The 25687-nt window shown below is 74.3% G+C and carries 17 protein-coding genes and 2 pseudogenes; 7 read left to right on the forward strand and 12 right to left on the reverse strand.

The genetic code is table 11. From position 1 onward, the window contains the following. Window positions 1–6: 6 nt before the first annotated feature. Both IE142_RS25185 and IE142_RS25190 read right to left on the reverse strand, forming a co-directional pair. Window positions 7–441, reverse strand: coding sequence for a roadblock/LC7 domain-containing protein (locus IE142_RS25185; RefSeq protein WP_191887879.1), 435 nt, complete (start codon window positions 439–441; stop codon window positions 7–9). Further along, window positions 438–3353 (reverse strand): sensor histidine kinase, encoded by a 2916-nt coding sequence (locus IE142_RS25190; RefSeq protein ID WP_191887974.1) that lies wholly within the window; start codon window positions 3351–3353, stop codon window positions 438–440. The genes IE142_RS25185 and IE142_RS25190 overlap by 4 nt, the downstream gene beginning before the upstream one ends. Window positions 3354–3781: 428 nt before the next feature. Between IE142_RS25190 and IE142_RS25195 the strand changes: the two genes are divergently transcribed. Next, window positions 3782–4336, forward strand: a complete 555-nt coding sequence (locus tag IE142_RS25195; protein ID WP_306432604.1) for a hypothetical protein — start codon at window positions 3782–3784, stop codon at window positions 4334–4336. A gap of 2 nt (window positions 4337–4338) precedes the next feature. Continuing rightward, window positions 4339–4587, forward strand: a pseudogene (locus IE142_RS25200) (SRPBCC family protein); the annotation flags it as partial. Window positions 4588–4593: 6 nt separating this feature from the next. On the opposite strand, the gene IE142_RS25205 reads toward IE142_RS25200, so the two are convergent. From IE142_RS25205 to IE142_RS25220, 4 genes are all read right to left on the reverse strand, one after another. Next, window positions 4594–9264 carry a hypothetical protein gene (locus tag IE142_RS25205; RefSeq protein ID WP_191887881.1) on the reverse strand — a complete coding sequence of 1557 codons (4671 nt, stop codon included), beginning with the start codon at window positions 9262–9264 and terminating at the stop codon, window positions 4594–4596. Window positions 9265–9326: 62 nt separating this feature from the next. Further along, a complete protein-coding gene (locus IE142_RS25210) occupies window positions 9327–10208 on the reverse strand; it encodes a hypothetical protein (RefSeq protein ID WP_191887882.1) in 882 nt (293 codons plus the stop codon). Between the two features lie 82 nt (window positions 10209–10290). Continuing rightward, window positions 10291–11817 carry a hypothetical protein gene (locus tag IE142_RS25215; protein WP_191887883.1) on the reverse strand — a complete coding sequence of 509 codons (1527 nt, stop codon included), beginning with the start codon at window positions 11815–11817 and terminating at the stop codon, window positions 10291–10293. A gap of 134 nt (window positions 11818–11951) precedes the next feature. Next, window positions 11952–12647: a GntR family transcriptional regulator gene (locus tag IE142_RS25220; RefSeq protein WP_191887884.1), complete on the reverse strand. Its 696-nt coding sequence runs from the start codon at window positions 12645–12647 to the stop codon at window positions 11952–11954. A 176-nt stretch (window positions 12648–12823) separates the two neighbouring features. Between IE142_RS25220 and IE142_RS25225 the strand changes: the two genes are divergently transcribed. From IE142_RS25225 to IE142_RS25235, 3 genes and pseudogenes are all read left to right on the forward strand, one after another. Further along, window positions 12824–14146 (forward strand): MFS transporter, encoded by a 1323-nt coding sequence (locus IE142_RS25225; RefSeq protein WP_191887885.1) that lies wholly within the window; start codon window positions 12824–12826, stop codon window positions 14144–14146. Further along, window positions 14143–14973, forward strand: coding sequence for a putative hydro-lyase (locus tag IE142_RS25230; RefSeq protein ID WP_191887886.1), 831 nt, complete (start codon window positions 14143–14145; stop codon window positions 14971–14973). The genes IE142_RS25225 and IE142_RS25230 overlap by 4 nt, the downstream gene beginning before the upstream one ends. A 47-nt stretch (window positions 14974–15020) precedes the next feature. Next, window positions 15021–15720 (forward strand): annotated as a pseudogene (locus IE142_RS25235) (LamB/YcsF family protein); the annotation flags it as partial. A 10-nt stretch (window positions 15721–15730) separates the two neighbouring features. Here IE142_RS25235 and IE142_RS25240 read toward each other — a convergent pair. The 5 genes from IE142_RS25240 to IE142_RS25260 form a co-directional block, all read right to left on the reverse strand. Then, window positions 15731–16579, reverse strand: coding sequence for an SGNH/GDSL hydrolase family protein (locus IE142_RS25240; RefSeq protein WP_191887887.1), 849 nt, complete (start codon window positions 16577–16579; stop codon window positions 15731–15733). Continuing rightward, on the reverse strand, window positions 16576–17736 hold the full coding sequence (locus IE142_RS25245; protein WP_191887888.1) for a glycosyltransferase: 1161 nt from the start codon (window positions 17734–17736) through the stop codon (window positions 16576–16578). The genes IE142_RS25240 and IE142_RS25245 overlap by 4 nt, the downstream gene beginning before the upstream one ends. Then, window positions 17733–18860: a glycosyltransferase family 4 protein gene (locus IE142_RS25250; RefSeq protein WP_191887889.1), complete on the reverse strand. Its 1128-nt coding sequence runs from the start codon at window positions 18858–18860 to the stop codon at window positions 17733–17735. Before IE142_RS25250 ends, IE142_RS25245 begins: the two co-directional genes overlap by 4 nt. A 547-nt stretch (window positions 18861–19407) precedes the next feature. Continuing rightward, window positions 19408–20826 carry a HEAT repeat domain-containing protein gene (locus tag IE142_RS25255; protein WP_191887890.1) on the reverse strand — a complete coding sequence of 473 codons (1419 nt, stop codon included), beginning with the start codon at window positions 20824–20826 and terminating at the stop codon, window positions 19408–19410. A 334-nt stretch (window positions 20827–21160) separates the two neighbouring features. Further along, the gene (locus IE142_RS25260) at window positions 21161–21553 is read right to left on the reverse strand and encodes an ankyrin repeat domain-containing protein (protein ID WP_073730749.1); all 393 of its coding nucleotides are present in this window, start codon (window positions 21551–21553) and stop codon (window positions 21161–21163) included. A 319-nt stretch (window positions 21554–21872) separates the two neighbouring features. Between IE142_RS25260 and IE142_RS25265 the strand changes: the two genes are divergently transcribed. Together IE142_RS25265 and IE142_RS25270 are read left to right on the forward strand one after the other, a co-directional pair. Further along, complete coding sequence (locus IE142_RS25265) at window positions 21873–22067, forward strand: hypothetical protein (RefSeq protein ID WP_003977410.1); 195 nt, start codon at window positions 21873–21875, stop codon at window positions 22065–22067. 53 nt (window positions 22068–22120) lie between these two features. Further along, complete coding sequence (locus IE142_RS25270) at window positions 22121–23854, forward strand: P-loop NTPase family protein (RefSeq protein WP_191887891.1); 1734 nt, start codon at window positions 22121–22123, stop codon at window positions 23852–23854. Window positions 23855–24181: 327 nt separating this feature from the next. Here the strand turns inward: IE142_RS25270 and IE142_RS25275 are convergent, their stop codons facing one another. Then, window positions 24182–25681, reverse strand: coding sequence for an SCO1417 family PLP biosynthesis transcription factor (locus IE142_RS25275; protein WP_191887892.1), 1500 nt, complete (start codon window positions 25679–25681; stop codon window positions 24182–24184). Between the last annotated feature and the right edge of the window lie 6 nt (window positions 25682–25687).

The raw sequence follows: 25687 nt of genomic DNA on the forward strand, positions 1-25687 counted from the left end.
TCCCACTTACCCACCCGAGGGCAGCTCGGTGCGCGGGGCGGTGCCCAGGTGCGCGCCGACCCGCTTGACGAGGAGGGTCATCTCGTAGGCGACCTGGCCGACGTCGGAGTCGGCGTCCGAGAGGACGGCGAGGCAGCTGCCGTCGCCGGCGGCGGTGACGAACAGGAACGCGTCGTCGAGTTCGACGACCGTCTGCCGGACGCTGCCCGCCTCGAAGTGGCGGCCCACGCCCTTGGCGAGGCTGTGGAAGCCGGACGCCACGGCGGCCAGGTGCTCGCTGTCCTCCCGGGTCAGGTCCTTGGATGCGCCGATCGCCAGTCCGTCTCCGGACAGGACGACGGTTTTGCGGATGCTCGCGACACGGTCCACCAGGTCGTCGAGGAGCCAGTTGAGCTCGCCGGTCCTGGTCGTGGTCTGGCCGGTCGCCTTCGGTGCGGTCATCGACCGTCCCCCTTTGTCGTTCCTCGTGGTACTTGTGGTGCTGTGCCGCCGGGGACGTCGTCACCCGCGGCGTTCTCCCTGCGTCCGCGCTGCCAGCCGCGCTGGAGCGAAGCCATGCGGCTGCGTACCTCTTCGGCGTCCCGGTCGGCGGGGGCGGGGCGGTCGTCGGCCGGTGTTCGGGCGCGCTGCCTGAGCTGCGGGGCCAGACTGGCCTGCCGTACACGCCGGGGCAGGGCGCCCGTGCCGGTTTCGGCGTCGGGCGACGTGCCCGGGAGGCCGGGTGCGTGATCGGCGTTCCGGGTGCGGTGCTCGCCGTCGTCGGTCGAGGATTCAGTGCGCTCGGGTGATGCGCCGCGGCGTCGGGCCGGGAGGGACGGCAACGCTTCGGGATCCGTCCGGCCCGCGTCCCGGCTGTCCCGGCCGTCCCGGAAGCCGGTGCGGTCCGCGGCGCTGTCGTCGCGCCGGCGGCGGGACGGCAGCGCGGGGAGCTCGCCCCGCCGTCCCTGCGTCGTTGTCCGGCCCTCCCTCGTCGGGGCCCGGACCGCCCTCCGGCCCGAGTCCTCCGCGGGCGCCTCGTACGCGTCGTCACGGGCCGCCCGTTCGGGGACCGGCCGCCCGTGCGAACTGACCAGCTTCGGAGTCCTGCGGCGGGGCAGCGCGACCGGCCCGTTCGCCGCCTCGTCCGCGCGCGCGGGCGACGTGCCGTCGTGGTCCCCGTCCTGGTGTCCCCGTTCCGTGCGGCGGGCCGACGCGTCGTCGTCCGCCGTGACGAGGGGACGGCGCGGGCGGAACAGGCCGCCCCGTTCGCTGTCCTGGTCGCCGAGCCCGCCCGGCAGGTCGTCGAGGGCGTCCAGGTCCACGGGCGCCTCGAGTTCCACCGGCCCGTCCAGCAACGGCGACGCCCGTCCGGGCAGCCGTGCCGGGACGTGGGCGAGGGCGGAACGGCGGCTTTCCTCCCGCTCTTTCCCGGCGGCGTGCTGGGGGCGATCGAGCCGGAAGCCGACGCCGTTGGTGTCGGGGGCGTCGTCCGTCAGGAGCGCGTCGGGAACGAAGACGACCGCCGTGATGCCGCCGTAGGGGGAGGGCTGCAGGGACACCCGGACGTTCTGCCGCTGGGCGAGCCGGCTGACCACGAACAGGCCGAGCCGGTCGGTGTCGGACAGCTCGAACTCCGGGGTCTCGGCGAGCCGGAGGTTGGCGTCGAGGAGGGCGTCGGCCGCCATGCCGAGGCCCCGGTCGTGTATCTCCAGGGTGAAGCCGTTGGCGACGCGCTCACCCAGGACCTGCACCGCGGTGTGCGGCGGGGAGAACACCGTGGCGTTCTCCAGGAGTTCGGCCACGAGGTGGGTGAGGTCGGCGACGGCCGGGCCGGTGACGGCGATACGGGGCAGCCGGCGTACCTCGATGCGCTCGTAGTCCTCGACCTCGGCGACGGCGGCCCGCACCACGTCCATGAGCTGGACGGGCTTGCGCCACTGCCTGGACGGGGCGGCGCCGGAGAGGATGACCAGCCCTTCGGCGTGCCGGCGCATGCGGGTGGTCAGGTGGTCGAGGCGGAAGAGGTCGGCGAGTTCCTCGGTGTCCTCGGTGCGGCGCTCCATGGTGTCCAGCAGGGTGAGCTGCTTGTGCAGCAGCACCTGGCTGCGGCGGGCGAGGTTGACGAAGACCTCGGAGACGCCGGCCCGCAGGCCGGCCTGCTTGACGGCGGCCTCCACGGCGGCGCGTTGGAGGGTGTTGAGGGCCTGGCCGACCTCGCCGATCTCGTTCTTGTCGTACTCCAGGCGGGGCACCTCGGTCTCGACGTCCACCTCCTCGCCCGCCGAGAGGCGGCGCATCACGCTGGGCAGGCGGACGCCGGACGCCTCGTGGGCCTCCAGGCGCAGCTGCCTGAGGTCGCGGATGAGGGAACGACCGACCCGCACGGAGAGGACGAGGGAGAACAGCAGGGCGATCAGGCCGAGTGCGCCGGCGATGACCACCTTGGCGATGGTGTTCGTCGCGACCGGGTCGACGCGGTCCTGGTAACGCTCGGCGGCTTGGTCGTCGAGGTCGCCCAGTTCGTCGAGGACGCTGCCCGCGGCGGTGTCCCAGCTCTTGGCGGTGACGCCGCGGGGCGCGCCGGTCTCGGTGGCGACGGCCGCCTCCTCGGCGGCCCGCAGGGGGGCGGAGGAGGCGTTCTGCCAGAAGCGCTGGTAGCGGCCGCGTTCGGCGGCGGGCAGCAGCGGGAGGTTGATGTCGTACATCACCGTCCGCTGGGCCACGAGGTCGGAGACGTCCCGCGTCTCGGCGCGGGTGAGCCGGCCGGTGACCAGGGCGGAGCCGAGGAGGGCGTCCTCGCGGGAGAGCAGTTCGCGCGCGCGGGAGACGTTGACGAGTGCGCGGTACTGCTTGTCCAGGTTGACGTCGTCGACGACGTGGAGGTTGGCGAGCAGTTCGTGGCAGGGGTCGACGAGCCGGTTGTAGAGGCCGAGGGCCTGCGCGCGGTCGACGGTGCCGTCCTCGACGCTGCGGCGCAGCGAGCCGATGCCGTCGAAGGCGTCCAGCACGGCGGTGAGCCGCTCCTTTTCGGCCTGGCCCATCGCGTCGCGGACGTCGGCGTTCGCGGCGCCCCGGCGGATCTCGGCGACAGCGTCGTCGGTGGCGGTGCGGCTGCGCTCCAGGGCGGCCAGGCCGTCGGAGGCACGCGGGTCGGCCAGGTGGACGAGGGTCTGGCGACGTTCCTGCTGGAGGACGCGGATGGTGTCCTCGACCGGGTAGCCGATCTCCTCGACGACGGTGGTGACGTCGAACAGGCGGCTCGCCTCACGTCCCGTGAGCACCGTGGCGAAGCCCCAGATAGCGGTAAGGGACACCAGCGGCACGAGAAGCAGCGCCACGATCTTCCGGCGGATCGACTTCCCGCGAAAGCGCATGGCCTCCCCCAGATCGTCCCCCACCGGCAGGGGGTACACATGTGCGTCAACAAACGGCGCGAGCCTACTACTGCCGCACAGGTAACTCGAAGACGCGGCCGGAATTCGAGCCTCCGCACCTGCTCGCGGCGATGGTCAGTTGTCCGGCCATTGCGGGAGATTGGCTCCCGGGTCCCGTTGGCGGGTGGCGAGGGCCCTCCTTCGGGCGGAGCGGGCGGGTTGGCCGAATTTTTTCGACCGCACGTGATCGCCGGGAATCTTGAGCAGCCCTCGTTCGTCCTTCACTACGGGAAATGGAGGCGGAATCGGCCACAGGAGCCGCATCCCGCCCCCGGGCGGCGTAAAGCAGCGCAAGCCGGGCAGCCAGAGGGGAGCCGTGTTCGCGGACACGGGCGAGCTGTCTGCAGGCGGTGGGGAGTGACATGTCGATGGGCACGGCGGAGCGGCGCAAGGCGCCCGAGGACGGTGGTGCGGCCGGGTCGACGGCCCGCGAGGCGCCGGACAGCGACATTCCGGCGGCCGGGCCTGACGTGTCGGCGCGGGAGCTGCCGGCACGGGCGGACCGGCCCGAAGAGCGGGAAGAGCAGTCGACGTACCGGCCGTTGTGGACGGAGGAGCCCGCCCGGCGGCGTCGGCTGCCGGATCCGGTGCGTACGGCGGCCGTGCGGGCGGTGCTGGTCGTGGCCGTGACGCTGATATCGGCGATGGTGGCCTTCCTGTGCACGATGGCGGGGTCATGGCTGGCGTTCCCGATGGTGATCGGCAGCGTGGCGGGCACGGTGGTGGCCACGTGGGGCGTGCTGGACGTGTGGGTGACCCGCCAGGTCTGGAACCAGCGGCACGGTGTGGTGTCGGTGCCGAGCAGCACCGCACGGGCCGTGCGTCGCGAGCGGCGACGGGCGAGGCGGCAGGCCCGGTCTGCGGAGCGCGCTCAGGAGCGGATACGCCGACGGGGCGGCACGGGGCAGTTGTCGCACCCCTGAGCGACTGGCTGTACGCACCGGACGTCGTGGCGTCGGGGGCGGACCTGTCTCGGTCGGTGGAACTGTTCCACCGGGTCAACACGCAGGACTTCGCGGCCTGCGAGCGGACCCGGCCGGCCATGTCGTCCCGGGCCTACCGCGCGGGCGGCGTGCTGGTGCCGACCGAGCACCACATCGGGACGTTCCACGAGTGGCTGCTGGGGCGGCTCGACGTCGCCGAGGGCCGGGACCGCCCCCGGCACCTGTCCTAAGGCGGCTCAGGCCGGTGCCTGCGCGGGGCGCTTGAACATCCGCGTGGCCGTGATCTCACTGTGCACCGTCTCGCCCTCGCCGTCACCGGCCCAGGTCGGCTGGGGCAGTCCCGGCCTGAGGTGTTCCTCCACGCTGATGTACTTCAGTCCGGCCCTGAGGTCGGCGTCGTTGCGCAACCGGATGACCAGCGGGAACTCGGCCAGCGCGGTCGTGTCGAACAGACCCGTGGTGTAGAGCAGCTGTACGCCGAGCGCGTCGGAGACGGCCCGCTGCAGCTCCAACAGGTAGGTGGCGTTGGCCCGACCGATGGGGTTGTCGAGGAAGAGGGTGCCGGCGTGACGGTGCCGGTCGCGGCCCCGGTCGTTGCTGCGGAGCGCGGCCATCGTGCAGTACAGAGCGATGGCCGCGGTGAGCAGCTGACCGCCGGAGAAGACGTCACCCATCTGGCCGACGGGGACGCGCTCGGCGCGCAGTACGGCGTCCGGCTTGAGGATCTCGACGGCGACGCCCTTGGGCTGCAGGGCGGCGGCGACGCCGCGCAGCAGCAGGGACATACCGTCGCGGCGCAGGTCGGAGTTCTTCTTGACGGCCGCGCGGGTGGCCTCGTCGACGACCTCGCCCAGCCGCTCGGTGAGGGTGGCCTGATCGGGTTCCTCGAAACGGATGCGCAGGAACTCCTGCCCGGACCACTCGCCGAGCCCTTCCGGCAGCCGGGACAGCCGCTGGGCGGACCGGAGGGTGGCGAGGGCCGACTCCACCAGACCGCGCAGCCGGTCCACGATCGAGTCGCGGTTGCGTTCCAGCTGGGCCAGTTCGTCGGTGAGGACGCGGAGCCGGGGCGCGAAGGCCTCGGCCCACTTGGCGGCGTGCTCGGGCAGCGCGGAGGCGGGCAGCTCGCGGATCTGCTGGCGGGCGGGGGTGCGGACCTGCTCGTAGCGGGTGGAGTTGGCGTGCCGGACGAGAACGTCGCTCGCCTCGCGCACGGCGGCCTCGGCGGCGGAGAGGTCGGCGGCGCAGCCGCGCAGCGAGCGGCGGGCCTCGGCGGCGGACCGGCGGGCGTCCTCCAAGGCGTCCGGGTAGGGCTCGGGCTCGTCCTGCTCCTCATCGGACGCGTGCTCGCGCAGCAGGTCGCGGAGCATGGCTGCGATCTCGTCGAAGCCGCCGGCCGCGTCCTCGGCGGCGCGATGGGCGTCGAGCAGTGCGGCGTGGGCCTCGCGCGCGTGGGCCAGCGCCTCGGTGCGGGAGGAGAGTTCGCCGGTCGCCGTGCGCAGGAGCGTCTGGGCGTGTTCGGCGTCGCTCGGGACGAGCTCTTCGGGGAGTCCGGTGTGGGCGTCGCCGTCCTCGGGCGCGTGGCGTTCGGCCTCGCCGCGCAGCCGGCCGAGCTGCTCGCTCGCGGTGGACATGCGGGTCTCCAGGAGCTGGACCAGTTCCTCCGCGCGGGCGGCGGCGGCCTGCCGGGAGGGCCCGTCGGAGCCGTCGGGTGACTCCAGCAGCTGGGCGGCCCTGGCGCGGACCTTGTTGCTGAGCCGGTCCAGTTCGGCTCGGGCGGCGCTCTCGTCGCTCTCCGCGCGGGCCTGCTCGGCGCGCAGGTCGGCGCCGACGCCGACCTTCTCGTACACCTGGGACGCGGCCCGGTAGGCCTCGCGGAGGTCCGGCAGGGACGCCTTCGCCTTCGGCGCCTCCGTGCCGTCCTCGGCTGCCTCTTCCGGTACGTCGTCGGGGGCGCCGGCGATCTCGGAGCGCTCGGCGCGCAGCGCGCGGGCGGTGCGGCGGGCGTCGTCGGCGGCCCGCTGGGCGGCGCGACGGTCCTCGTCGGCGGCGCGGGCGCGCTCCAGACAGGCCTGGGCGCGGGCCTCGGCCTCGGCGCCCTCGTCGGCCAGCTCACGGAGCCTGGCCTGCCAGCCCGCGCGTTCCCGCAGCCGGAAGGCGAGGCCCGCGAGCGCGTCGGCGGCGCGGCGGGCCTTCTGCGCGGCCTCCTGCCGCTCGTCCCGCACCCGTACGGCCTCGGCGGCGCTCTCCTCGGCCTCGGCCCGCACGGTGCGCGCCTCGGTCAGCTCGGCCTCGGTCTCCTCGGCGAAGGCCTGCGCTTCCTCGGCGGTCCGGGCCAGTTCGGCGAGGCGGCCGGCGGGGCAGCCGGTGCGCCAGGAGGCGAGCCGGGCCGCCAGTTCCCGGTCCTTGCCGAGCCGGGCGGCGAGGGTGCGGATCTCCTCGTCCCGCTCCGCCGCCCGGGCGCGCAGCGCGTGCCGTTCCTCGTCGGCGGCGTGCTCGTCGTGCATGGCGGGGTTCGGCGGTACGAGGAAGACGTCCCCGGTGCCGGAGTCGGGGGCCGGGGTGGGCGCGAGCAGGGCGGCGGCCGTGCCTACGGCGACGGCGGAGCGCGGCAGCAGCGCGGCGTCGCCTAGGACCTCCCGGGCGCGGGTGTGCGAGTCGGGGTCGGTGATGATCACGCCGTCGACCAGCTCGGGCCGGGCGGCCAGGACCCGTGCGTGATCGGCGGGGTCGACGGCCTGGGCGAGGTAGCGCCAGCCGGGCAGGGCGGGGATGCCGTGCTCGCCGAGGAACTCGACGGTGGCCAGCACGTCCGGGCCGGGCGGCAGCAGTCCGCCGTCGCCGAGCGCGCCGAGGATGCGGGAATCGTCGGCCGCCGCGGTGCGGAGGTCGAACAGCTGGCGTTCGGCGGAGGAGACGGTGTCGTCGAGCAGTTCGCGCAGTTCCTCGGCGAAGCGGTCGAGCTCTTCGGCGGTCAGCGCGCCCTCGGCCGCCCGGTGCGCGGCGGACGGGTCGCCGGCGTCCGTGTCCTGTCGGGGCTGCGGGATGCCGGGGCGGGAACCGGTGGCCAGGCCGAGCAGTCCGGCGAGCCGTTCCTCGCCCGCCAGCGCCTCGGCGGTGCGGAGTTCGGCCTCGTGGGCGCGCCGGGCCGCGGTGGCCGCGTCCGCGGCGCGGGCGGCCGTCAGTTCGGCGCGGCTCTCGGCGGCGGCGGCCTCGCGCGCGTGCTCCGTGGCCCTGCGTGCCGCCTCCCGGGCGGTGTCCCACGCCTCGACGGTCGTCTTCTCGGCGTCGCTGGCGGCGAGGGCGGCCCGGGCGGGGTCGGCGTCGGGTGCGCTGTCGTCGAGCCAGCCGGCGCGGACCGCTTCGGCGGTCTCCTGCTCGACCTCGGTGAGGCGCTGGCGCAGGTGTCCGGCCTCGCTGCGGGCGCGCTGGGCCTCGGTGGCGGCGGCGGTGGAGTCCCGATGGGCGGCGTCGCTGACCTCTTGGAGGGCGGCGGAGCGCTCCTCCTCCTCGTTGGCGTGGTGCTCGGCCTTGCCGGCCGCGGCGTGCAGGGCGCGGACGAGGTCGACGGCCGCCTCGGCGCGGGCGGCGAGCGCGGGGGCCGCGTCCCGTTCGGCCTCCTGGATGGCGGCGGAGACGCGGGCGACGCGGTCGGCGGCGGCGCGGTGGCGCAGGACGGCTTCGGCGGCCTGCCAGGCGGAGTGCAGGGTGCGTGCGTCGGCGAGTTCGCGCTTCTGCGCGGCGGCGGACTTCTCGGCTGCGGCCAGGGCCAGTGAGGCGTGCCGGTAGGCGAGTTCGGCGGCGATGAGGGCGCTGCGGTCCCGGGCGGACTCGGCGTGCGTGACGGCGTAGGCGGCGGCGGTGACCCGCTGGGCGAGGTCGCCCGCCCGGACCCGCTCCTGGGCACCGCGCGCGGAGAGCCGGCGCGCCAGGCTCCTGGTCCGGCGTTCGGCGGCGGTGTGGATGTCGCGGGCGCGGGCGCGGGCTTCGGTGGCCTCGACGATGCGGCCGAGGAGGTCGACGGAGCCGGCGGTGAAGTCGCGTTCGGCGATGAGTTCGGCGCGGCGGCCGAGCTTGTTGCCGAAGCCGCCCACCAGGTCGGCGAGTCCGTCGGTGTCGCGGGTGTCGGTGACGGCGCGCAGGAGGAGATCGGTGAAGTCGGAGTCCTTCTTGACCGCGAAGAGGCCGGCGGCCTCGCCCTCGTCGGCGTTCATCTCGCGCTGGTAACGGAAGAGTTCGGGGTCGAGTCCGAGGTCGCCGAGGTGCTCGATCCAGCGGTCGTGGATCTCCTCCCAGTGCACCTCCAGGTGCGGGTATGCCTTCCCTGCCTCGGTGATGGCGTCCCGGAAGCCCTTCATGGTGCGCCGCCGGCCCTGGGCGCCGGAGACGCCCTCGACGGGCGGGCGGACGGCGGTGGCCTCGGCCACGGGCAGGTTGTCCAGGGTCAGTCCGGGGCCGGGACGGAAGGAGTACCAGGCCTCGGCGAACTTCCGCGGGTCGTTGGAGACCTGGCGCCCGCGCCACTCGCTCACCTTGCCGGCGACGACGCACTCACCGGTCTGCACGTGCTGCCATTCCAGCGCCACGTGTCCGCAGTCATCGGCGAGCAGGAACTTGCGCAGCACGCCGGAGCTGGCGCCGCCCAGGGTGTTGCGGTGGCCCGGCAGCATCACCGAGAAGATCAGCTTGAGCAGCACGGACTTGCCGCCGCCGTTCTCCAGGAACAGCACGCCGGCGGGCGCGGGCCGGCGCGGCGGGCCGACGGGCTCCTCCTCGAAGAACTCCGCCTGGGTGGGGGCGGGGTCGGGCACGGGCTCGCCGACACCGCGCAGGTCAAGCACGGTGTCGGCGTAGCGCGCACCGGCGGGTCCGATGGAGTAGAGGCGGACCCGGGACAGCTCGTACATGGCGGACTCTCGTAAGTCTTCGGGTAGTCGGGGGCGGGCGACGTTCGGCGGCGGGCAGGTGGTCAGGAGCCGTGGAAGGGCAGCCCGGCGTCGGCCACCAGCTCCAGGTCGTCCGTCTCGTCGGCGGGCAGCAGTGTCGCCGTGCCGTCGGTGACGGGGACGATGCCCAGGTCCAGCAGCTCGGTCATGGCGGCGCTGCCCGCCATGTCGCGGACCTGGAGCTGGTAGCGGGCCGTGGTGCGGTACGTGCCGCCGTTGTCGTCGCCGGTGCGCTGGAGGAAGCCGGACTCGGTGAGGAAGGCGGCGGCCTTGCCGACGATGCCGGTGGTGGAGCCGGGGAGTCTGCGCGCGTCCTTGGTGGCGCCGGTGGAGCTGCGCCGGGCCCAGATCCGCCAGGCGGCCTCCAGACCGGGCGCGTCGGTGGCCGGGTCGGTGTTCTCGCCCCGCTCCTCGGCCCGCTCCTCCAGGCGCCGGCAGGCCTGGCGGACGAAGGCGTCCACTCCGTTGACCGTGACCCGGCCGATGTAGCCGTCGTCGGCGAGGTCCTCGGGGCGCGGGTAGGCCATGGCGGCGACGGCGAGGTGGGCGAGGCCGTGCAGGAAGCGGTCGCCGGAGTCGGTGGCGGCGCGACGCGCGTAGTCGCCCATGCGGACGGCGAAGACCGAGTCCTCGGCGGCGGTGACGGCCATGCCCGCGCGCGGCGACACCTCAAGGACGACCAGCCCGAGGCCGGCGGCCACGGCGTCGGCGAGGCGGGCGAAGGGCGGGTCCTCACGGTAGCGGCGCAGCAGGTCGGCGTACTCCTGGTCGCGGGCCGGGAGCAGCTTGGGCTGGAGCCCGAAGGCGACGAGTCGCGCCGCGTCGGCGGCGTCGGCGGGCGTGACGGCCGCGGTGGCCGGTGCGGCGCCCGCTTCCGGTCCGCTCCGGTCGACGTGCTCGGTCACGGTCGGTTCTCCTCGCTGTGCTGGTGCTGGTGGTGCTCAGGGGCCTGGTGTTGCTCGGGGCACTGGTGCCGTCGACGGGTTCTCATGCCGCCTCCGTGCGGTCGGCGGCCATTCCGGCCGCGTCCAGCAGTGCCGTGCCGACGATGAGGTCGGCGCCGCCGAACTCGGGGTCGTCCAGCTCGGTGCCGTCGTCCACGGCGAACAGCAGTTTCGGCTCGCCCTGCCGGTATGCCGTGCCGACCGGCGGGCTGGCCGCGTGGACGGCCAGCAGGGCGACGAGGTACGGCAGGTCGGGGTCCTGGGCGCGGGCGTCGGCCAGCAGCCCGGAAAGCCGGCGCGGGGCGTCGTGCGGCAGGTCGAGCAGTTCCATCGCCGTCGCGAGCTGCTCCTCGCTGAAGCGGCTGTCGTCCGGGGTGGCGATCAGATCGGGTTCCGGCATCTCCGCGCCGAGGTGCTCCCGCTCCACGGGCGGGGTCAGCAGGATGTCGACGAGGTCGCCGACCCGGACGGAGACGGGCGTGCGCAGACCGGTGCCGTGGGCGAAGAAGGCGTCGGTGACGCGGAGCGCCTGTTCCAGGGGCAGCGGCAGGACCGGGGCGACGAGGTGGCCGTACAGGTCCAGGCCCGAGGTCGTCAGCGGGGTGGCGAAGGCCTGCCGGTCCTGCTCGGCGCGGAAGAGCGGGCCGGCCTCCAGGAGGCGGGACTGGAGTTGGGTGTGGCGGCGGATGCAGTCCTTGACGATGTCGACGAGCTCGGCTGCGCGGCGCTTGTGCTCGGGGTCCTCGGACTCGTCCCGTGCCTTGCGGATGTTGGTGAGGATCGCGTTCTCGTGGCGGTACCGGTCTGCGACGTGCTCCAGGGCCTCGGCGATCATGTCGGGGACGGCACTCAGCCAGTCGACCGCGCGGACGTTGCGCCGGGTGGCGTCCAGGGCCTTGCGCAGGGTCTCCGAGTACTGCACGGTCCGGTACCGGGCCTGTTCGGCCGCGAGCTGGGCGTCGGCGAGCCGGCCGCGGCTGATCAGCACCTCCAGCTTGACCTCGGCGGCGATCTGGGCGCTGGTGACGTCGGTGTCCAGGGCGCCGACGAGGACGTTGACCGCCTCGTCGGTGGTGCGCAGGTAGACGGTGCCGCCGGGGCCGGGGACCTCCTCCAGCAACTTGAAGTCGTAGTCGCGGCGCACATAGGTGCCGTCCGGGCCGAAAGTGCCGTACACCGCGCGGAAGCCGCGGTCGACGCTGCCGACGTTGATCAGGTTCTCCAGGACCCATCGGGCCACTCGCTCGTGCTCGGCGACGGGCCGCGCCGGGGCCTGCGCGGCGACGCGCGGAACGAGCCGGGCGACGATCTGGTCGTGGTCGGCGCCGGTGTCGAAATCCATGTTGAGCGTGACGAGGTCGATGGCGGCGAGGGCGACCTCCGCCATGCCGTACACCGAGTACTCACCCGCGAGGTTGGCCTTGCGCGCGTCGAGGTCGTGCAGCGGCGCCGTGCAGGCGAGCGCGCGCAGCCGCCGCGCCAGTCCCTCGTCGGCGGCCGGACCCGGGGCAGGGCGCGGCCCCGCGCTGAGCTGGGGCGGAACGCTGTCCGTCGATGCAGGCGAAGTCACGGTGGACAGACTAGGTCCTCGGTCTGACAACGACCCAAACGACGCGGACGGCCCCCGACGCGACAGCGACGCGGACGGCCCCGGGCCCGACGGACGTCGGCCCCCGCCCGACGGACAACGAGCCCCAGGAGAACCTAGGCCTCGTCCCCGACCCGCCGCAGATAGACCTCCACGACCCGGTTCAGTGAGTTCTCGAGGTAGACGGCGAGCAGACGCGCCGCCGTCTCGCGCTCGCCGGCCCGCAGGGTGTCGAGGATCTCCGCGTTGCGCGCGATGTAGGGCTCGTGCAGGCGCCGCGGGTCGTCCACCACATGGAAGGCGAGGCGCAGTTCGGCGAAGACGCTGCGCATCAACTCGTCGGTGCGCTCGCTGCCTGCGAGGGCGACCAGTTCCCGGTGGAAGTGGATGTTGGCCGTACCCACGCCTTTCCAGTCACCTTCGCGGGCCGACCGCCGCCCCTCCTCCACCGCCTCGGCGAGGCCGTCCAGGGTGTACGGCGGTTGCTCCAGCCCGCGGACGACGGCGCACTCGACGAGGGTGCGGGTGCGGTAGATGTCCTCGACGTCCTCGACGGTCAGGACCCGGACGAAGACGCCCCGGTTAAGCTCGTGGACGAGCAGGCGTTCGTGCGTGAGCAGCCGGAACGACTCGCGCAGGGTGTTGCGGGAGACCCCGAGCGCACCGCCGATGCTGTCCTCCGACAACCGGGTGCCGGGCGGGAAGTAGCCCTCGGCGATCCGGCTCCTGAGGATGTCCGAGACCCGCTCCGCGGTACTGGTCCGCCCGAGGAGGGCACGGTCGTCCGCCAGACCCGTCAACTGCTCAGCCATGCCCGGAATTCAATCGCAGATACCAGAACGAAACAACATGGGTATTGAGGGATCGTTGAACGATCCCCTACGGTGCCGTCAGTGTCGTACGGCGCCCGCTCCGCTCACCGCGCCGCCGCAGCGACTCACCCGCTCAGATCAGGAAGCACCCTCCGTCCTCCCACTGCGAGGTGCCCATGAGCACATCCCCTCCTCCCCCGCAGGCACTGCCGGCCGAAGCCGGTCCCCCTACGGATCAACATCCCTCGGACGGCGGCCCGTTCGGCTGGCTGCGGGCTCTCGGTCCCCGGGGCCGCCGCGCCTTCGGCGGTGCTTTCGGCGGCTACGCGCTCGACTCCTACGACTACTTCACCCTGCCGCTCACCATGGTCGCGCTGTCCGCGAACTTCGGTCTGGACAGCGGCCAGACGGGGCTGCTCACGACCGTCACGCTGGTCGTCTCCGCCGTCGGCGGCGCCCTCGCGGGCGTCCTGGCGGACCGCGTCGGCCGGGTCAGGGCACTGCTGCTCACCGTGATCACCTACGCGGTGTTCACGGTGGCCTGCGGCTTCGCGCCCGACTACGAGACGCTGCTGGTCTTCCGCGCCCTCCAGGGCCTCGGCTTCGGCGGCGAGTGGGCGGTCGGCGCGATCCTGGTCGCCGAGTACGCGAGCGCCAGGCACCGGGGGCGCACGCTCGGCGCGATCCAGAGCTCCTGGGCCGTGGGCTGGGGACTCGCGGTGGTCGTCTACACGCTGGTGTTCTCGCTGGTCGGCGACGACCTCGCCTGGCGCGTGATGTTCTGGACGGGCGCACTGCCCGCGTTGCTCGTGGTCTGGGTGCGGCGCAGTGTCCAGGACGCGCCGAGGGCCGCCGAGGTCCGCGAGAAGGGCGCGGGCAAGGGATCGTTCGCGGCGATCTTCCGGCGGGGCACCGCCGGCGCGCCGGGCCTGCTGCGCGTGACGCTCTTCGCGAGTCTGCTGTCCACCGGCGTCCAGGGCGGCTACTACACCCTCGCCACCTGGGTGCCGACGTACCTCAAGGACGAGCGCGACCTGTCGGTCGTGGGCACCGGCGGCTACCTGACGTTCCTGATCTCGGGGGCCTTCATCGGTTACCTCACCGGCGGCTACCTCACCGACCGGCTGGGCCGCAGGCGCAACATCTGGCTCTTCGCCCTGCTGTCGGCGATCTGCATCCTGGGGTACGCGAACATCCCCAGCGGCGCCGACACCCTGCTCCTGGTGCTCGGTTTCCCGCTCGGTTTCTGCATGTCGGCGATCTTCAGCGGCTTCGGTTCGTACCTGAGCGAGCTGTACCCGACGGCGGTGCGGGGCGCGGGACAGGGATTCACCTACAACACCGGGCGCGCCGTGGGCGCCGTCTTCCCGACCACGGTCGGCTTCCTGGCCGACAGCTGGGGTGTGGGCGGCGCGCTGGTCTTCGGCGCCATCGGCTACGGCATCGCGGCGCTGGCCCTGCTGGGGCTGCCGGAGACACGCGGAAGGGAACTGGCGTGAACCACCACTCGCACCCCGTGGACCGGCCGATCGTCCTCGTCGACGAGCACGCGCACGCGTGGAGCCCCAGAGCGGCCCGCTCCCGCTTCCGGAAGGGGCTGACCGGTCCCACGGCCGGGGTCTCGGCCGGCCACACCCAGGCCAACCTGATCTCGGTGCCCGCCGACTGGGCGTACGACATGCTGCTCTTCTGCACCCGCAATCCGCAGCCCTGCCCCGTGCTCGACGTCACGGACGCCGGGTCGTGGACCACCGCGCTCGCCGACGGCGCCGACCTGCGCTCCGATCTGCCGCGCTACCGGGTGTGGCGGGACGGCGAGTTGGTGGACGAGCCGACGGACGTACGGGCGCACTGGCGGGACGACCTGGTGTCCTTCCTGATCGGCTGCAGCTTCACCTTCGAGTGGGCGCTGACCGCGGCGGGGGTCCCCGTCCGCCATGTCGAGCAGGGCCGCAACGTGCCGATGTTCGTCACCACCCGTCAGTGCCGTCCGGCCGGGCGGTTGCGGGGGCCGATGGTCGTGTCGATGCGCCCGGTACCGCCCGCGCACCTGGACGCGGCGATCCGCGAGACCGGTCTGCTCCCGGCGGTCCACGGCAGCCCGGTGCACTGCGGGGCCCCGTCGGCACTGGGCATCGTGGACCTGGACCGGCCGGACTTCGGCGACGCGGTGCGGGCCGAGCCGGACGACATCCCGGTGTTCTGGGCCTGTGGTGTGACCCCGCAGGCGGCGGTCATGGCCTCGCGCCCGCCCTTCGCCCTCACCCACGCGCCGGGGCAGATGTTCCTCACCGACGCGCGGGACGAGCACTACCGCGTGGGTTGACGGCCCGGATGCCCCGGCGGGTGCCGGAGAGCGGAGACACTGGAGACATGACCTCGATCGACCTCAACGCCGATTTCGGCGAGGGCTTCGGCCGCTGGCGGCTCACCGATGACGACGGCCTGCTCACGGTCGTCACCAGCGCCAACGTGGCGTGCGGCTTCCACGCGGGGGACCCGGTCATCATGCGGCGGGTGTGCGGGCTCGCGGCCGAGCGGGGCGTGGCGGTCGGCGCCCAGGTCTCCTACCGGGATCTGGCGGGCTTCGGACGGCGTTCCATGGACGTCCCGTCCGACGAGCTGGCGGCCGAGGTGGCCTACCAGATCGGCGCCCTGGCAGTCTTCGCCCGGCCGCCGGCACGCCCGTGGCTTACGTCAAGCCGCACGGCGCCCTGTACAACCGGGTCGTGGGGACGAGGCGCAGGCCGCGGCCGTGGTCGACGGCGTGCGCCTCGCGGGCGGCACTCTGCCGCTGCTCGGACTGCCGGGCTCGCGCCTGCTGGAGCTGGCCGGCCGGGCCGGACTGCCCGTCGTCCCGGAGGCCTTCGCCGACCGCGCGTACACCGACGCGGGCACGCTCGTCCCGCGCGGTCGGAAGGGCGCGGTGATCGCCGACTTGGACGCCGTGGTGGAGCGCTCGGTGGGGCTGGCAGTCTCCGGTACGGTCACCGCCCGGTCGGGGACGCGGGTCGAGGTCCGCGCGCGTTCCCTGTGCGTGCACGGCGACACGCCCGGCGCGGTGGAACTGGCGCGGCCGCCGGTCAAGCCGCCTCCGTCCGCTCTGTCGCCGACAGGGCGGCGAGGGCGGCGGAGACCGCTGCGGAGGTGCGCAGATCGAGGCGGGCGCTCGTGCCGCGCGCGTGGTGGCGCAGTTCGTCGGCGGCCAGGGTCAGCAGTTGGGGCAGGAGGTCGGTGCAGCGCCGGGCCACCCAGCCGGTGCCGGCGGTGGCCAGCCACCACAGGCTCGCCGACCTGGTGGGGGCGGGGAACTCGTTCTCCGGTGACGGCGCCGGACCGGTCGCCGCGCCGCGCTCGGCGAGCAGGGCGTGGAAGCGCAGGGCCAGCTGCCGGTGGCCGCCCTCACCGGGGTGCAGTCGGTCCGCGCTCCACATCGCACGGTCCGTGGTCCAGTGGCCTTCGCACGCGTGCAGGTGCACGGCCCCGTACCGGTCCGAGAGAGCGTGCACCACGGCGTTGACCGCCCGCTGCCGCCGGGCCAGCGGGCGGGCCAGCGCCCCCGGCAGCCCGAGCATCGTCCCGGGGTCCGGCAGGCACGCGGTGAGCAGCAGCGCGCCCTGAGCGTTGAAGGCGGCGTACACCGTGTCCAGCCGCGCGGCGACCGCGCCGACGTCGAAGGTGCAGCGCAGGGTGTCGTTGACGCCGACGACGACGGACACGACGTCGGGCCGCAGGGCGAGGCCGCCGGGCAGCTGCCGTTCGACCACGTCACGGGTCTGCGCCCCGCTGACGGCGAGGTTGGTGAACTCCACGGGCTCCTCGGCGAGTCCGGCGGCCAGCAGCGCGGCCCACCCGCGCCACCCGTCCCCGACCGGATCGCCCACACCCTCGGTCAGCGAGTCGCCGAGGGCCACGAACCGGACGCTTGTCATGACACGGTCTCCGGCAGCACGGGGTGCGTGGGCAGCGGCGCGTCGTGCGCGGCCAGGAACGCCTCGACCGCCGCGCCCCAGCCGAAGCATTCGGCACGCGCGCGTGCCGCCTCCCGCCGCTCCGCTTCCCGGTGTCCGAGGAGGAGGGACACGGCGTCGGCGAAGGCGTCCCCGTGGTCGGCCGCGACGGCACCGGCGGAGCCGATGACCTCCGGCAGCGCCGACGACGCGCTCGCCACCACGGGCGTACCGCACGCCATCGCCTCCAGTGCGGCCAGCCCGAAGGTCTCGGCCGGTCCGGGCGCCAGACACACGTCGGCGGACGCCTGGAGGGCACCGAGCAGCCCGCGGTCGGCGACGTGGCCGAGGAAGGTCACCGGCAGCCCGCGCTCCCGCGCCCGCTGTTCCAGCCGCGGGCGCAGCGGACCGTCCCCGGCCACCACCAGCACCACCCGCTCGCCCCGCCGCCGCAGCGCCGCGACCGCGTCGAGCGCCGTGCCGGGCCGCTTCTCCACGGACAGCCGGGAGCACATCACCAGCAGGGTCTCGTCCACGCGCGCGTGCCGGGCGCGCAGCCTGCGGTCACGCAGCGCAGGGTGCCGCACCGTCAGATCGACGCCCAGGGGAGCACGTACGACGTTGCGGGCCCCGATGCGGACGAACTCCCGTTCGGCGAACTCCGTGGTGCACACCACGCGCGCGTACGTGTGCGCCGTACGGAGGTTGAGTGCGTCGGCGGTCCGCCGGGCCGCCCCCTCGGGCAGCCCCCAGGTGCGCAGCACCCCGTCGGCGGTCTCGTGGGAGACCATCACGGCGGGGACCCTGGCCCGCCGGGCCCACTTTCCGGTCCAGCGCAGCGTGGTGCGGTCGGAGACCTCGAGACGGTCGGGGGCCAGTTCCTCCAGCAGCGCGGCGGTGCGCCGCCTGTCGGTCAGCACGCGGTAGCCACCGGTGCCGGGCAGCACCGGAGCCGGGAGGGTGATGATCCGGCCCTGTTCGGTCTCCCGGTCGTCGGCGTGCTCGCCGGGGACGATGAGGACGGGGTCGTGTCCGGCGGCCCGGTAGCCCTTGCCGAGCTCGCGCAGCGCGGTGCGCAGGCCGCCGGAGGCGGGTGCGACGAAGTTCGCGAGCCGGACGATGCGCAGTGCGCCGCTCATGCCGCCAGCACCGCCTTCCGGGTGGCGAGGACGTCCGTGTAGTGCCCGATCAGCCGGTCGCCCACGGCCGCCCAGGTGCGTCCCTCGACGGCCGCCCGCCCGGCGGCGCCGTACGCGGCCCGCAGCGAGGCGTCGGCGGACAGGGACCACACCGCGTCCCGTACACCGGCGGCGTCGCGCGGCGGCACCAGCAGACCGGTGCGCCCGTGGGTGACCAGGTCCAGGGGGCCGCCGGCGGCGGGCGCGACGACGGGAACGCCGCTCGCCATGGCCTCCTGCACGGTCTGGCAGAACGTCTCGAAGGGACCGGTGTGCGCGAAGACGTCCAGGGAGGCGAAGACGCGGGCGAGTTCGTCCCCCGTGCGACGGCCCAGGAAGACCGCGCCCGGCAGCACCTGCTCCAGGCCGGGGCGGCTGGGGCCGTCCCCGACGATCACGACGCGCACGCCGTCCAGTCCACAGACGCCGGACAGCAGCTCCACCTGCTTCTCGGGGGCCAGCCGCCCGACGTAGCCGACGATCAGCTCGCCGTTCGGGGCGAGTTGGCGGCGCAGCGCCTCGTCGCGCCGGTCGGGCCGGAAGCGGACGGTGTCCACGCCCCGCGGCCACAGGCTGACCCGGGGCACGCCGTGCGCCCGCAGGTCGCGCAGGGCCGCGCCGGACGGGGCGAGGGTGAGGTCGGCGGCGGAGTGCACCGAGCGGATGCGCCGCCAGGCCGCCGCCTCCCCCGCTCCCATGTACGTGCGGGCGTAGCCGGCGAGGTCGGTCTGGTACACGGCCACCGCGGGGACGCCGAGGCGGGCGGCGGCGGCCATGCCCCGTACGCCGAGCACGAACGGGCTGGCCAGGTGGACGAGGTCGGCACGGTGCGCGACGATCGCCGCGGCCACGCGCCGGCTGGGGAGGGCGACGCGGACCTGGGGGTAGCCGGGAAGCGGGAGGGAGGGGATCCGGACGAGCGGGCACGGTGCGGAGGTGTCCGCACCGTTGCCGGGGGCGGTGGCCGGAGCGACGACCACGCAGTCGTGACCGCGGTCGACGAGGTGCCGGGCGGTCTGGAGCGTGCAGTGAGCCACGCCGTTCACATCGGGGGGAAAGGATTCGGTCACGATGACGACACGCATACCGGTGTTGTCGCCGGGCTGGACGTGCTCGCGTCAACGTCGATCTTTCCGGGCGGGGAACGTCCCATGAGCGTTGCCCTGCCCACCGGGCGGGCCGCCCCCCGGCCACGTCCGCCGTACCCGCGGGCCATCCGTCGTTCATACGGAAGGCTGCCGCCCGGCAGCACGGGAGGGTTGGCCTCCGCTCACCCGGCTCGCCCGCCTCGCCCCCGGCGAAGGGGAGGAACCGGCTCGCACCGGGGCTCTCCCGCCGACGGCGGCAGTGGCGTACGGAACCCGCCCGCGCCCGGACGGCCGCGGCCACCGTCCCGCCGACCCCGGCCTCGCCGTGGCCCACTCCGGCGCCGCCTGCGCACTCGACGGGACCGCGCCACTTCCCCAGTCCTCTGACGGGCCGGCCCCGCACCCACCCGCACCCCCACCGGCCGGCCTAACACCGACCCACCTGCACGACGCGACGGCCGGGCCCTCGGCGTCCCGCCCGCAACGGTCCGGCCGTCCCCTCACCGCGCCGCCGGAACCGGCGCCCGCGGCTTTTCCGGTCCGCTCACACCGCGGGCGCGTCGGGGCCGAAGCGGCTGCGTACGGCCGTCTGGACCTCGTCCTCCTCGGCCGGGTCGGCGGCCAGCCTGCGCAGGCGTTCGACGACGCGGTTGTCACCGGTCTCGGCGTGACGGGCGGCGAGTTCCCGGGTGGTCTCCTCGCAGTCCCACAGGCATTCGATGGCGAAGCCGGCGGCGAAGGAGGGGTCGGTGGCGGCCAGCGCCCGGGCGGCACGGCCGCGCAGGTGGGAGGAGGCGGTCTCGCGGTAGATGTGGCGCAGTACGGGGGCGGCGCAGGCGATGCCGAGCCGGCCGGTGCCGTCGACGAGGGTCCACAGGGTGGGCGCGTCGGGGCCTTCACCGCGGATCGCCTCCCGCAGGGCGGCGAGGACGAGGTCGCGGTCCTGCGCCCCGCCCCGGCAGGCCAGTACGCGCCCGGCGGCGGCACCCAGGACGTCGGGCCGGTGCACCCAGCCGCGCGCGCGGTCGACGGCGGCGAGGCTGCGCATGCGCTCGAAGGCGGCGACCGCGCCCTCCACGACCGGTGTCGTGCCGGTGGCCACGGCGCCTTCGATCAGGTCGAGGGCGTCCGGATCATTGCGGTCGGCGAGATAGCGCAGGGCTGTGCAGCGGGCGCCCTCGCCACCGGACCGGGCGGCCTCGATGATCTCGGGCCGGTCCTCCGGACCGGCGACGGCCGTGAGGCAGCGGGCGGCGGGCACGTGGAGCGCCGCACCACGCTCGACGCCCTGCTCGGCCCAGTCGAACACGGCTCGCACGCTCCAGCCCGGACGCGGTCCGGTGGAACTCATCTGCCGCTGCCATCGGTCGAAACAGCCCGTCTCCTGGGCGGCACGCACGCGCGCGGCGATCGATTCGCGCGGATCGTCGGCCCACAGGCGCCAGGGCCGGGGTTCGAAGGCGTCACGGACGGCGACGGCCAGCTCGGCGTCGCCCTCGGCATCACGGGGGAAACGCGCGAGGACGGGCGCGGCGAGGGCCCGCAGGCCGGCGTCGTCGTCGCGCAGCGCCAGCTCGTCCAGGGCCCACGCCCAGTTGACGCCGTGAGCGGCGTACCTGCGCAACAGCTGGAGCGCGTCCAGCCTGCCGTAGGAGGCGAGGTGGCCGAGGACCGCGAGGGCCAGCCCGGTGCGTGACTCGTCGGAGTCCAGCACGTCCTCGGGGTCGAAGAGGTGGGCCTCGATCGCGTCCAGCTCGCCGTTCAGGTCGAGGTAGAGGCGGGCGTAGTAGAGGGAGCGGTTCTCGACGTGCCAGTCGTGGCGGGGGTCGTGGAGCACACAGTGGTTCAGTGCCGCGAGCGCTTCGGCGCGCGGAGCGGTGAGCGCATGCAGCGTGCCGTCGCCGCGACCCCGCTGAAGCAGGCCGAGCAGCGTACCGCTGGGCGCTATGACCGGATCGAACATGGGAAACAGCCTCACATCAAGCGTCGACGCAACCGGGCAGCACGCGTTACCTGGCCGTGCGCCAACACGTCGAAGCGCCCGCCGTCTCTTGCTTGCTGAAGACCATGTTCCTCTGCCTCTCGTCGGTGGCCCTTGCGGGCCGTGTCACGGCCCGCGCGGTGCGGCAACACCTGCCCAGCCATCACGTCCGTGAACCACGTCGTCATGATGGCCCGGCGGTCACATCTGCCGCGACCGAAATTTCGGCGGCCCGGCACCGCCTCCCCCGCTATGTGTGTCTCGCCTGGTCAGAATGGGCGGAGCGAGCCCGGACCAGGTCCGGTCCCGCGTCCGGTCACTGGGCGCCGAACAGCTCCAGGAGCTCGGTCCGGGCGAACATGCGCGCCGTGTCCACGGCCGACGGGGTCCCGGCGGACGGGTCCGCGCCGGCCTCCAGAAGCGCCTTGGTCACTTCCGTCTCACCCTTGAAGGCGGCCCCGGCGAGCGGTGTCTGACCCCGGTCGTTGACGCGGTCCGCCTCGGCGCCACGCGCCAGCAGGGCGCGCACCGCGTCCGCGTGGCCGTGATAGGCGGCCAGCATGACGAGGGAGTCGCCGCGGTCGTTGGTGAGGTTGGCGGGGACACCGGCGTCCACGTACGCGACCAGTTCCTCCGTCCGCCCCTGCCGGGCCAGATCGAAGATCTTGGTCGCCAGCTCCACGACCTCGGGGTCGGGGGCTTCACTCATCGGCCGGACCGCCTCTCACTACGGACGTCGCACGGTGCGGACGTCGGGGACTGCGTGTGCGCACGACCGCGAGCGGTGCGGCCGTGCGAGTGAATCGCCAGGGTACTGGCTGGCACGACACTCGAGCCGAAGTGCCGGAGGTAAAGATCGGCAAGGACCCGGCCGCGCGCAACAGCACTGCTCAACCGGCCCATTCCCCCCTACCCCACCCGGGGCAACTTTGGCGTTATTCCACCATTTGCACCTTTTATCGTACGGATACATCCTGTGAGCCTGGAAGTACTCATGGTGACTGTCCCCGCGAACCAGGAGAACTCACATGATCCTCTCGATCTCAGGCGTGGTCCTGCTCGGCATCGTCGTCTTCATCTTCTTCCGCAAGGACGGCCTCAAGGCCTCGCACGCGCTGGTCGCAGTCCTGTTCGGGTTCTACCTCGCGTCCACGGCCATCGCCCCGAGCATCAAGGCGGGCGGCGAGAGCCTGGCGGGCCTCCTCGGCGGCATCAAGTTCTGACGGCCCGCGCGACCCGCCCCACATCCGCACGTACGCACTCCCAGGAGGCAGCAGTGGCCCGGCGGCCCCTCCCCCGCATTCTGAGCAACGGCGGCGCACAGCTCGCCCGGAGCCGGGAGCTGGCCCGGACGGCGGCCGACAGCGCCACCGACGTCCTCCAGCCGCTGATCACGATCGGCCGCGGTCTGCGCCGACTGGCCGCGGCCGCGCGGCGCCGGTGGACCGAGACCCCCAAGGACCGGCGCGGCGCGCTGCTCTTCCTGGCGGCGTCGGTGGTCCTGGTCGTGGCGCTCGTGCCGTACGGCCCGCTGCTCGCCGTCATCGCCTTGATGGCGGCGGCAGCCTGGCAGGGCAGGGACCGCACCCCGCCGGCACCGGAGGGCCCCGACGACTCCCAGACCCAGCGCCTGCGATCCCTGTACGAGGCCCTGGTCCCGTACTTCTCCCTCGCCGAGGACCCCGACCCCCTGTACGCCCACGGCGGCGCCTGGGAGAAGGCCTTCCCGGCGTACGACTTCGACGACGGCGGGCGTTTCGCCCACCTGGTGATCCGCTACCCCGCGTACTTCACCGACGGGGAGGCGGAGTCCCGGGCCCGCATCGAGCACCTGCTCACCGCCAAGGCGGGCCGGGGCCGGGAGTACCACTTCACCTGGAACGAGGAGGCCAACCACCTGACCGTCGACGTGCTCGCGGCGCTGCCCACCGACATCGCCGCGCAGCGCTTCGTGACGGCGCCAGGCGAGACCGTCCTGGGCTTCACCGACCCGACCCGGGTCCAGCGCACCCTCCCGCTCACCCACGGCGAGGAACAGCGGGACGTGCCGCCGGTGGTCTGGCGCACCGGCATCCGCTCCACCGAGCCCCACCTGCTGGTTCTCGGTCAGCCCGGCACCGGTACGTCCACCCTGCTGCGCTCGGTCGCCCTGCAGGCCCTGCACCACGGCGACCTGCTGATCGTCGACGGCGGCGGCACCGGCGAGTACGCCTGCCTGGTCGGCCGGGACGGCGTGCTGGCCGTCGAGTGCGGCCTCACCGGCGCGCTGACCAGCCTGGAGTGGGCCGCCGCCGAGACGGAGCGCCGGCTGATCGCCGTCAACCGTGCCCGACAGCAGGGCGAAGTCCCGCCCGACGACACCAGGCGGCCCCTGTGGGTCTTCCTGGACCGGCCCAGCGCCTTCTCCCATCTGGCCGCCGCAGACGGCCGCAGGGACCCGCAGTCCCTGCTCCAGGTTCCGCTGCGGCACGGCCGTGCCGCGAACGTGACCGTGGTCGTCGCCGACCAGCTGGACGCCCTGGAAGGCCTCAGCGACGCCGTACGGCAGCACACGCGCGCGCGTGTCGTCCTCGGCCCGGCCACGACCGACGAGCTGACGGCCGCGCTCGGGGCTCCCCCGCACACCACGCCCGTCGATCAGGTCCCACCAGGCCGGGGGTACGCCCGCCTGGGCAGGGGTCCGGTGCACCGCCTCCAGGTGCCGGCCACGCCCGACCCGTACGACGACGCGACGAGCGAAGCGCACCGCCGCGCGGTGCTCGACCTGCTCCCGCCGCGCACGACACCGGCGGACGGCGAGCGGGCCCCGGCGCCGGTGGAGGCGGAGGCGGAGGCGGAGATCTCCACCGAGAAGAAGACCGGGCCGGCCGAGCCCGAGCCGGAGGCGCACGGGGCGGACGCCGAGCCGACGCCGGTCGCGGCGGGGCCGGCGCCGCAGGAAGCGACCATGAGGGGAACGGCTCCGCCGGAGACGGTTCCCGCCAGAGCGGTCGCGGCGGAGACCACCTGACGAACGACCGGCCGCGCCTTCAGGCAGGACCTCGTCCGGTCCGGTCCGGGCCCGGCCTGGACCGACCGGTCGTTCGTTGCCCAACCGGTCCGCGTCCTGCCGGTCGGCGTCCTGCCGGTCCGCGCCACCGCACCGGACCACCGGGCTGTGCCGGGCCGACCGAGCCACCAGTGCCTACCTGACCACCCGACCGCAGCGCCGGCGTCCTCGGGCACCGGCAGGGACGCGGACGAGGAGCGAGGCGGGACGGAAGAAGAGCCGGAGCGGACCGAAGGAAAGGAGTCCTTCGTCGCCCCTCCACCCCGGTAACCGCGCACCCCGCCCCGCTCACGCCACGAACGTCCGCGGCGGCTCCCCGCCCCCCGCACCGCCGTTCACCACCACCCGGGCCGCGGCGGCCAGCCGTACCGCCGCCTCCTCGGCCACCGCGCCGCCGACGGTGAACGGCAGCCGCACATAGCCCTCGAAGGCCCCGTCGACCCCGAACCGCGGCCCCGACGGGACGCGCACCCCGACCCGCTCCCCCGCCTCGGCGAGCCGGGAGCCCGAGAGGCCCCCGGTCCGCACCCACAGGGTGAGTCCGCCTCGCGGTACCTCGAAGTCCCAGTCGGGCAGCTCGCGGCGTACGGCGGCCACCAGTTCGTCCCGGTTCTGCCGGGCCTGCTCGCGCCGCACCTGGACGGCCTGCTCCCAGCCACCGGTGCTGAAGAGCCAGTTGACGCCCAGCTGCTCCAGGACGGGCGTGCCCAGGTCGGCGTACGCGCGGGCGGCGACCAGGCTGCGGATGACGTCGGGCGCGGCGCGGACCCAGCCGATCCGCATGCCGGCCCAGAATGCCTTGCTGGCGGAGCCGACGGTGACGACCGTGGATCCGGCCGGATCGAAGGCGCACACGGGGCGCGGCATCTCGACCTCGTCGTCCAGCCACAGCTCGCTCATCGTCTCGTCGGCGACGAGCACCGTCCCTGCCGAGCGGGCCGCGTCCACCAGCCGCCTGCGCTGGTCCTCGTCGGCGAGCGCGCCGGTGGGGTTGTGGAAGTCCGCGACGACGTACGCGATGCGCGGCGCCGCGTCGCGCAGCACCTGGCGCCAGCGGTCCACGTCCCAGCCGGTGAGCCCCTCGGCCATGGCGACGGGAACCAGGCGGGCCCCCGCCTCGCGCATCAGCTGGAGGATGTTGGCGTACGAGGGCGACTCCACGGCGATGCGCTCGCCGCGCCCCCCGAAGAGGTGGCAGATGGCGTCGATCGCGCCCATCGCCCCCGTGGTCACCATGATCTGCTCGGGCATGGTCGGGATGCCGCGCGCCGTGTAACGCTCCGCGATCATCGCGCGCAGGGCGGGCAGCCCGGCCGGGTAGTCGCCGTGGGTGTGCGCGTAGGGGGGAAGTTCCTCCAGGGCCCCCTGTACCGCGCGGGTGAGCCAGGGCTCGGGTGCGGGGAGCGCCGCGCAGCCGAGGTCGATCATCGAGCCGAGAGCCTCGGGCGGCAGTGGCTCGAGCCCCCGCGCGGGCAACGGGTTCCCGGCCGGCACGGCCGTCCAGCTGCCCGCGCCGCGCCGCGACTCCAGGAACCCCTCGGCGCGCAGAGCCTCGTACGCGGCGGCGACGGTGGTGCGGCTGACGGTCAGGGCCAGGGCCAGCTCCCGCTCGGCGGGCAGCCGGGCGGCGACCGGTACCCGCCCCTCGAGCACCAGCAGTCGGATGCCGTCGGCGAGCGCCCGGTAGGCGGGTGGGCGACGGGTGCCGGGCCCGGCGGGGCGGTCCTGCTGGGAGCCGAGCAGCCGGGCAAGCTGACCCGCCCCCACGGCCGAAGTCCACTGCGCCATGGAAAT

Source organism: Streptomyces mutabilis (genome assembly GCF_014649815.1).
GTDB lineage: Bacteria > Actinomycetota > Actinomycetes > Streptomycetales > Streptomycetaceae > Streptomyces > Streptomyces mutabilis.

Excerpts from the sequence above, each read along its gene's own strand:
- IE142_RS25185 (WP_191887879.1), bottom strand. The coding sequence starts at position 441 with ATGACCGCACCGAAGGCGACCGGCCAGACCACGACCAGGACCGGCGAG.
- IE142_RS25190 (WP_191887974.1), bottom strand. The coding sequence starts at position 3,353 with ATGCGCTTTCGCGGGAAGTCGATCCGCCGGAAGATCGTGGCGCTGCTT.
- IE142_RS25195 (WP_306432604.1), top strand. The coding sequence starts at position 3,782 with ATGGGCACGGCGGAGCGGCGCAAGGCGCCCGAGGACGGTGGTGCGGCC.
- IE142_RS25205 (WP_191887881.1), bottom strand. The coding sequence starts at position 9,264 with ATGTACGAGCTGTCCCGGGTCCGCCTCTACTCCATCGGACCCGCCGGT.
- IE142_RS25220 (WP_191887884.1), bottom strand. The coding sequence starts at position 12,647 with ATGGCTGAGCAGTTGACGGGTCTGGCGGACGACCGTGCCCTCCTCGGG.
- IE142_RS25225 (WP_191887885.1), top strand. The coding sequence starts at position 12,824 with ATGAGCACATCCCCTCCTCCCCCGCAGGCACTGCCGGCCGAAGCCGGT.
- IE142_RS25240 (WP_191887887.1), bottom strand. The coding sequence starts at position 16,579 with ATGACAAGCGTCCGGTTCGTGGCCCTCGGCGACTCGCTGACCGAGGGT.
- IE142_RS25245 (WP_191887888.1), bottom strand. The coding sequence starts at position 17,736 with ATGAGCGGCGCACTGCGCATCGTCCGGCTCGCGAACTTCGTCGCACCC.
- IE142_RS25250 (WP_191887889.1), bottom strand. The coding sequence starts at position 18,860 with ATGCGTGTCGTCATCGTGACCGAATCCTTTCCCCCCGATGTGAACGGC.
- IE142_RS25255 (WP_191887890.1), bottom strand. The coding sequence starts at position 20,826 with ATGTTCGATCCGGTCATAGCGCCCAGCGGTACGCTGCTCGGCCTGCTT.
- IE142_RS25260 (WP_073730749.1), bottom strand. The coding sequence starts at position 21,553 with ATGAGTGAAGCCCCCGACCCCGAGGTCGTGGAGCTGGCGACCAAGATC.
- IE142_RS25265 (WP_003977410.1), top strand. The coding sequence starts at position 21,873 with ATGATCCTCTCGATCTCAGGCGTGGTCCTGCTCGGCATCGTCGTCTTC.
- IE142_RS25275 (WP_191887892.1), bottom strand. The coding sequence starts at position 25,681 with ATGGCGCAGTGGACTTCGGCCGTGGGGGCGGGTCAGCTTGCCCGGCTG.